This is a genomic window from Peribacillus sp. P4_C12, assembly GCF_056402095.1.
Window position 1 is genome coordinate 1 of record NZ_JBFUIB010000186.1, and the last position, 6,773, is coordinate 6,773.

The following is a 6,773-nucleotide window of genomic DNA, read 5'->3' on the forward strand; positions in this document are numbered from 1 at the left end:
CAGGATACACTTACAGTCAAAAAACTAGGGGAGCTTCTTGCTCTCGACTCAGGAACGCTTACCCCCATGTTAAAACGAATGGAGCAAAACGGTCTGATTGTTCGTGAACGTTCCACTCAAGATGAGAGGTCTGTCATGGTTCAGTTGACTGAAAAAGGACTTGGTTTGAAGGAAGAAGCCTGCACCATTCCCGAACGCATTTCAGACATGTCGGGTGAGGATAAGCAAGTAGTTGAGGATTTGAAAGCTTCGCTGCTCCAACTATTGAAAACATTACAGAAATTTTAGCGGAAAGAAAAAACGCTTGGGGAGCCCAAGCGTTTTTTTGTCGGATATATTAATCTACATCGATTTCAATAGTGACGTCCACATTGCCGTTGATTGCTTTTGAATAAGGACACATTTGGTGCGCTTTATGAACAAGGGTTTCAAACGTCTCTTTATCGATCCCAGATCCCCTCACTGCTAAAGTGACAGCCAAGCTGTACTGATGCATCTCACCCATCAATAAACTGACACTAGCAGTGACTTTAGAATCAAATTTAATGCGTTCAATTTTACCAACGGATTGCAAAGCACTATCAAAACAAGCAGCATACCCAGCTGCAAAGAGCTGTTCAGGATTAGATGCTTCAGGCATCTTATTAGCCCTCGGCGTTCCAGGCATCGCAATATCAACTGTGAAGTTTCCATCGGCAGAAATGGCCGTTCCTTCTCTTCCCCCATCAACCGTTACAGACGTAGTAAATAATGTTTTTGTCATCATTTTTCTCCTTTGTTCCATATTTAGATTGTGCACAATTGAATTGTATAGCATGTATTTATGGAAAGCAACAGAAAAGCATTTGTGAAAATCATTAATATCGTTAAATCTCTCAATTAATTAATGGTATGTTCAGTAACTCTTGTTACATCAAATGGCAATACATCTCCCCATAAAAACACCAATCCTCCAGGTTCTCCGTCGCTTTGTTTACTAAATATCTTGTTTAATGGGAGTGACCGAATCTTTTTGCATTGGGTGTAATAAGTATAATGACAGTGTGCTGAAATGACGTTAGGCAAGATAATCTAATAAAGGAATAAACACTATTTTTAATTAAGAAAAAAGTGATAATACATATTGTTGTGGTACCCTAAAAAACAGAGTCAATACAATGCAATCAAAAGGAGTATATCGAGAAGGGTAAAATGTTGGAAGAAGGCAATTAGATGGGGGCAAGCTTGTTTAAGTTGAAGGGTTTCCCTATTAAATAAGCAGATGTGAAAACGGATAAATCAGATAATGAAGATAGCGTTAAACGAAATTAGACTACCTCAGCCCGCTTGTTTTACGGAGATAAGATAGCCTATTGCTGGTTTTTATTTTTCTTGGAAACACTAGGTTAGTTTAAGGTCTCCCTTTTAATCCCGATGACTTTCATATTTGTTTACTTTGGTCAACTGCTTCAACACATCAAGTTCAGCTTCAGTAAGCGAAGAGCTTTTAACGGCACGGCAGTTTTCACGGAGCTGCTGCACTGAGCTTGCTCCAGGTACGACAGCAGCAACGCTTTGGTGTGACAATACAAATTGCAGGGCCGTATCATTCAACTTTCTGCCGGAAAGCTTGTCCTTTAATTGTGGAAGCAGATCTTTAAGTTCTTGATAACTATAGTCAAGATAACCATCTTCATTTGCCTTTTCAAGCATTTTCTCACTAAGCAGTCCTTTAGCAAGGGGGCCACGGGCAATGATGCTGATCTGTTTGTTTTCCAAAAGAGGCATCCACTCTTCTGGGCGGCGGTCGAGTAGGCTGTATTGCATCATCACGGAGTCAAGATCAGACTTTTCGGTAAATTTCTTAATTACGTTGGGGCGAATTGAGGAAATTCCATAGTACCGGATATAGCCTTCCTTTTTCAACTCCTCAAAGGCTTCAACAGTTTCTTCGATATTGTCTGAAATCGTGCCCCCGTGCAGCTGATAAAGATCAATATAATCGGTTCCTAGCCGTTTTAAGCTGTCCTTTACTGCCGTTTTGATATGGGTGCCAGATGGATCCCAGCTCCAACTATCCTTATTTTCATTCCAGCGGTTTCCGACCTTCGTGGCTATGTATACTTGCTCGCGGACCGATTTTAAGTTTTTTCCGACGATTTCTTCATTCACACCGAAATTATATAAGTCAGCAGTATCAAAATAATTGATTCCTTCATCCAAAGCAGCCTGTATGATCTCAGATGCCTGACTTTCGACAGTACCCAATGACATGCAGCCGAGCCCGATTTCAGATACGAATAACTCTGAATTTCCTAGTCTACGATTTTTCAATTTTATCCACTCCCTTTACCTACATTGTAAAGGACAAATCCATTTCGCTCAAAGAATTCACTTGATTCGTTTTAAAGGAGAGGTTGCCTGTTGATCGTGTATGTCGGCAATCCAATCATTGATATAGACATATTTATTTTGCAATTGTTTTAGTTTTTGAATGATCTCCCAACTCTTTCCAGATAAAATGACGCCTTTTTCCAATACATAAACTTTCATCGAATCGCCCTCCATCTCTATTATGGTAAAATGTATGAAGAATAATACTGCAATTAGAACAGAGGAGTGGTCAGGATGAAAAAATTTGAAGAAAAAACAATATCTTCGGAAAAAGTATTCACCGGTAAAGTAATCAGCCTACAGGTGGATGATGTAGAACTTCCAGATGGAAAAACAAGTAAACGTGAAATCATCAAGCATCCGGGAGCGGTTGCAATCATAGCTGTTACAGCAGACAATAAAATCATCATGGTTGAACAGTACCGTAAAGCGCTGGAGAGAAGTCTGGTTGAAATTCCTGCAGGAAAGCTCGAAAAAGGCGAACAACCGATTCTGTCGGCAGAACGGGAACTTGAAGAAGAGACAGGGTATGTATGCGAAAAAATGGAACACATCATCTCCTTTTATACGTCCCCAGGCTTTGCTGATGAATTGGTTCACATTTATGTAGCCCACAATTTGAAAAAGAAAGAAAATGCGGCCCCCTTGGATGAGGATGAATTTGTCGAGGTGATTGAGCTGACGGTAGAGGAAGCTCAAACCTATATAGATGAAGGGAAAATCCAGGATGCCAAAACGGCATATGCAGTTCAGTACCTGCAGTTGAAAAAAGTGATGACTTCATAAATGAAAGAGTATTACGCTGACCTGCATATCCACATAGGTAGAACAAGAAGTGGAAAGGCCGTAAAAATAACCGGTGCTAAAACGTTGACCTTCAGCAAGGTGATACAAGTGGCAAGTGAGAGAAAAGGTCTCGATTTAATCGGGATAATTGACTGCCATTCTCCTGAAGTTATCGAAGAGATTGAAGCAGGAATTCTGGACGGGGAAATTACAGAGAAGGATGAAGGCGGTCTTCTTTACCGGAACACAACAATCATTCCAGGCTCTGAAATTGAAATTTATGATCAGCATTGTAATGGCCCAATCCATGTTCTTGCCTATTTTCCTACATTGGAAGCGATGAAGAATTTTTCGGTGTGGATGAGCGGTTATGTTAAAAATATCACCTTAAGCTCTCAAAGAATTTATTGTGACGGAAGAACACTGCAAAAAATCGTAAAATCACTTGGCGGCTTGTTTATCCCAGCACATGTTTTTACCCCCTTTAAAAGTTTATATGGTAAAGGGGTAAGATCGAGTCTGGCTGAAGTATTCGATCCAGAGTTAATCGACGCCATCGAGCTTGGGTTAAGTTCTGATACAGATATGGTCAAGGATATAAAAGAGTTGGAATCCTTTGTCTTCGTGACGAATTCTGACGCACATTCGCTTGGGAAAATTGCTCGTGAATATCAAAAAATTCGACTTAATGAACCAAGTTTTAACGAGTTGGCAAAAGCCCTTCAAGATAAAGAAGGACGAAAGGTATCAGCCAATTATGGGTTGAATCCCTTATTGGGAAAATATCATCAAACCGTTTGTTCAGGATGTTTACATAAATTGTTAAGGGATAATGAACAATGTCCTGAATGTGGAAACAAGACTATCATTAAAGGGGTGTCGACTCGGATAGAGGAACTATCTATTCCTAAAATGAATGGAGAGAAACGAAGGGAAAGACCGCCATATATCCATCAAGTACCCCTCGATTTCATCCCGGGACTTGGTCCTAAATCAATGGAAAAACTGCTAAAGGCATTTGGAACCGAGATGAAAATCCTTCATGAGGTAACCCTTGAACAACTCACAGAAATCGTTCCTGAAAAATTGGCCCACTATATCGATTCTGCCAGAAAAGGGGAGCTTACTTTTGAAGTTGGGGGCGGAGGTAAGTATGGGAAAGTAAAAAAGAACAGCTAATTTTTTGTTTATGTAAGGGAACAAAAAAGGGTCCTGACAGAGGAGGTTTATACTGTCAGGACTTTTTTTAGTTTGTTGTTTTTGCATATATATAGGTGTCCCGCAATTCCTTGCCGTCAGCACTTAGACAGTCATTATGTAAAGTTCCTTCAAGAGTATACTTTAGTTTTTCGGGAATTCGTTTACTAGCAAGGTTATTAGTGTCACAGCGGATTTCAATCCGCTTTGCCCCATAATGATGAAAAGCAAATTGGGTTAACTTTTCAATCGCTTCGGTTATGTACCCTTTTTTACTGTGCATCGTATCAATCCAATAGCCAATCTCAAATTTGGGGATATCCCAGTTAATTCGGTGCAGACCAGTGGAACCGATGAATTGGTCATCTTCTTTCCTATAAATATGAAGTCTAATATCCTCTTTTAAAATAAAGTCCGAAAAGGCTTTTAGGACGTTCTGTTCTGAGGTTTCCAAGGACGGTTCCTGATGGGCAAATGGAAGCCATTGTTTTAATTCATTCTGGGAACGGACAATGGCTTCATACACATCTTTGCCATCTCCAGGTTGACAAGGTCTTAGATATAGCCGTGGAGTTTCAATTTTTTCTGGGAAATCCATTAATATAGCTTTCATATCACACCTCCAAGTAATGGTTATGGAAAATTATAACATGATATTGCTTTGAGGTGTTCTTCCTGATAAGGGAATTCATACTTGTTTTCTTTAGCATAAATGAAAGAGTGAAAACATAGATTCTAGTAAGCGGAGTTGGGAGGATGAAAGATGAAAAAAAAATCTGTCGTACAAAATGCCGTAATGAAACACATTAACGAACATTCCTCATTATATGTCTTTATCACTGTGCTTTTTTTAATGGGTGTCATTTTTGGCGCTGTACTCGTAAATAGTTTGAGTTTTACCCAAAAAGAGGACTTGTTCTATTATTTATCACAATTTTTTGGACAAGTTACCAAAGGAGAATTTGCATCTTCGCATGATATGTTTAGCCAAAGTATTATGCATAACATAAAATATATAGGCCTCATCTGGATTCTTGGGATTTCGGTTATTGGGTTGCCGGTTATCTTGATATTGTTATTTATTAAAGGAATGGTTGTAGGGTTTACAGTCGGCTTTTTAGTTAATCAAATGGGGTGGAGCGGGTTCTTATTATCATTTGTCGCAATTCTACCACAAAATATATTCATTGTACCGATTTTCATCGTGATAACGGTCCTTGCTGTCTCGCTATCAATGAAAATGATCAGCCGGATTTTCCTCAAGCAAATTCGAGAGCCGCTGAAGCCAATTATATCACGCTATATTTTTTCATTAATTTTGTCAGGATTATTTTTAATTACAGCTGCTGTATTTGAAGCATACTTATCACCCTCTTTAATGAAAAATGTCGTCAGTTTCCTGGGTCATTGAAGGGAATTTGCTAATCACAACAATTTTTTTATCATTAACAAGAAATCTATTTTGACAGTTTTCCCTCATTTGATATAATGGATAAGATAGCGGCGCGGGAGGGAATATAGGTATGGAAATAGAAAACAGAATTGATAGAATAAAAAAGCAGTTGCACTCGTCCAGCTACAAACTAACGCCTCAACGAGAAGCGACCGTCCGCGTTTTACTTGAGCACGAAGAGGATCATTTAAGCGCAGAAGACGTTTACCTCCTTGTCAAAGAAAAGTCGCCGGAAATTGGATTGGCAACAGTATACCGTACGCTAGAGTTGCTGACTGAATTGAAGATAGTAGATAAAATTAACTTTGGAGACGGGGTTTCCCGTTATGATTTAAGACAAGAAGGGGCTGCCCATTTCCATCATCATCTTGTTTGTGTGGAATGTGGAGCGGTAGATGAGATTCAAGAAGACTTACTTGAAGACGTAGAATCCATTGTAGAACGTGACTGGAACTTCAAGATAAAAGATCATAGATTAACCTTTCATGGTATTTGTCATCGATGCCATGAGAAAGACGAGAATAAAGGTGAATAAAGTCGGACCTTTTCCATTAAATGGAGAAGGTTTTCTGCATTTTTAAAAGGGTAAATATCTGCAGAGCAAGGTCCATTCGACATGTAGCTGAATTCAGGAAATTAGGATAACGTCACTTTTCTCTTTTATAGTTGTTTTTGCTTTCTCCTTACCGAAACATGTATAAAACTTGTCCTGTTGGGCATAGATTGATACAAAGGATCGAATGGGAGGGGAAAGGTGATGAAAACTTCATTGTCGCTTGTTCTACATACAGCTAAAGTGATGATTCTCTTTGTTAGCTTCACTATTCTTTTTTATATAGGAATGGTATGGTTAAATCAGGAATATCAAAGTTATCATCGTTATGACGAACCAAAAGGTATGGCTGTAAAAGTATCAAAGGCTGTTGATACAGGTGATGATGCATGGCTTGAACGCTTAATGTTG

General features: G+C 39.1%; 10 protein-coding genes. 6 read left to right on the forward strand and 4 right to left on the reverse strand.

The features are described 5' to 3' along the window. Nucleotides 1–288, forward strand: a 288-nt coding sequence (locus tag AC1DUW_RS18070) for a MarR family winged helix-turn-helix transcriptional regulator (protein WP_477643123.1), incomplete at its 5' end; no start/stop codon positions are given. A gap of 49 nt (nt 289–337) precedes the next feature. Here AC1DUW_RS18070 and AC1DUW_RS18075 read toward each other — a convergent pair. From AC1DUW_RS18075 to mciZ, 3 genes are all read right to left on the reverse strand, one after another. Continuing rightward, nucleotides 338–763, reverse strand: coding sequence for an organic hydroperoxide resistance protein (locus AC1DUW_RS18075; RefSeq protein ID WP_053346857.1), 426 nt, complete (start codon nt 761–763; stop codon nt 338–340). A gap of 641 nt (nt 764–1,404) precedes the next feature. Further along, the gene (locus AC1DUW_RS18080) at nt 1,405–2,313 is read right to left on the reverse strand and encodes an aldo/keto reductase (RefSeq protein ID WP_477643124.1); all 909 of its coding nucleotides are present in this window, start codon (nt 2,311–2,313) and stop codon (nt 1,405–1,407) included. A gap of 57 nt (nt 2,314–2,370) precedes the next feature. Next, nucleotides 2,371–2,532, reverse strand: coding sequence for a Z-ring formation inhibitor MciZ (gene mciZ / locus AC1DUW_RS18085; protein ID WP_083450812.1), 162 nt, complete (start codon nt 2,530–2,532; stop codon nt 2,371–2,373). A 75-nt stretch (nt 2,533–2,607) separates the two neighbouring features. Here mciZ and AC1DUW_RS18090 point away from each other — a divergent pair, with 75 nt between their 5' ends. Together AC1DUW_RS18090 and AC1DUW_RS18095 are read left to right on the forward strand one after the other, a co-directional pair. After that, entirely contained in the window at nt 2,608–3,159 is a 552-nt protein-coding gene (locus AC1DUW_RS18090) for an NUDIX hydrolase (RefSeq protein WP_053346855.1), read from the forward strand. After that, entirely contained in the window at nt 3,160–4,338 is a 1,179-nt protein-coding gene (locus tag AC1DUW_RS18095; RefSeq protein ID WP_053346854.1) for an endonuclease Q family protein, read from the forward strand. A 67-nt stretch (nt 4,339–4,405) separates the two neighbouring features. Here AC1DUW_RS18095 and AC1DUW_RS18100 read toward each other — a convergent pair whose 3' ends face one another. Beyond that, nucleotides 4,406–4,969 carry a GNAT family N-acetyltransferase gene (locus AC1DUW_RS18100; protein WP_053346853.1) on the reverse strand — a complete coding sequence of 188 codons (564 nt, stop codon included), beginning with the start codon at nt 4,967–4,969 and terminating at the stop codon, nt 4,406–4,408. A gap of 150 nt (nt 4,970–5,119) precedes the next feature. On the opposite strand from AC1DUW_RS18100, the gene spoIIM reads away from it, so the two are divergent. The 3 genes from spoIIM to AC1DUW_RS18115 all read left to right on the forward strand — a co-directional run. Continuing rightward, a complete protein-coding gene (gene spoIIM / locus AC1DUW_RS18105) occupies nt 5,120–5,767 on the forward strand; it encodes a stage II sporulation protein M (protein WP_053346852.1) in 648 nt (215 codons plus the stop codon). 118 nt (nt 5,768–5,885) lie between these two features. Then, complete coding sequence (fur, locus tag AC1DUW_RS18110) at nt 5,886–6,344, forward strand: ferric iron uptake transcriptional regulator (protein WP_053348129.1); 459 nt, start codon at nt 5,886–5,888, stop codon at nt 6,342–6,344. A 222-nt stretch (nt 6,345–6,566) separates the two neighbouring features. Continuing rightward, the coding region (locus tag AC1DUW_RS18115; protein WP_477643125.1) for a YqzK family protein at nt 6,567–6,773 on the forward strand (207 nt) is incomplete at its 3' end.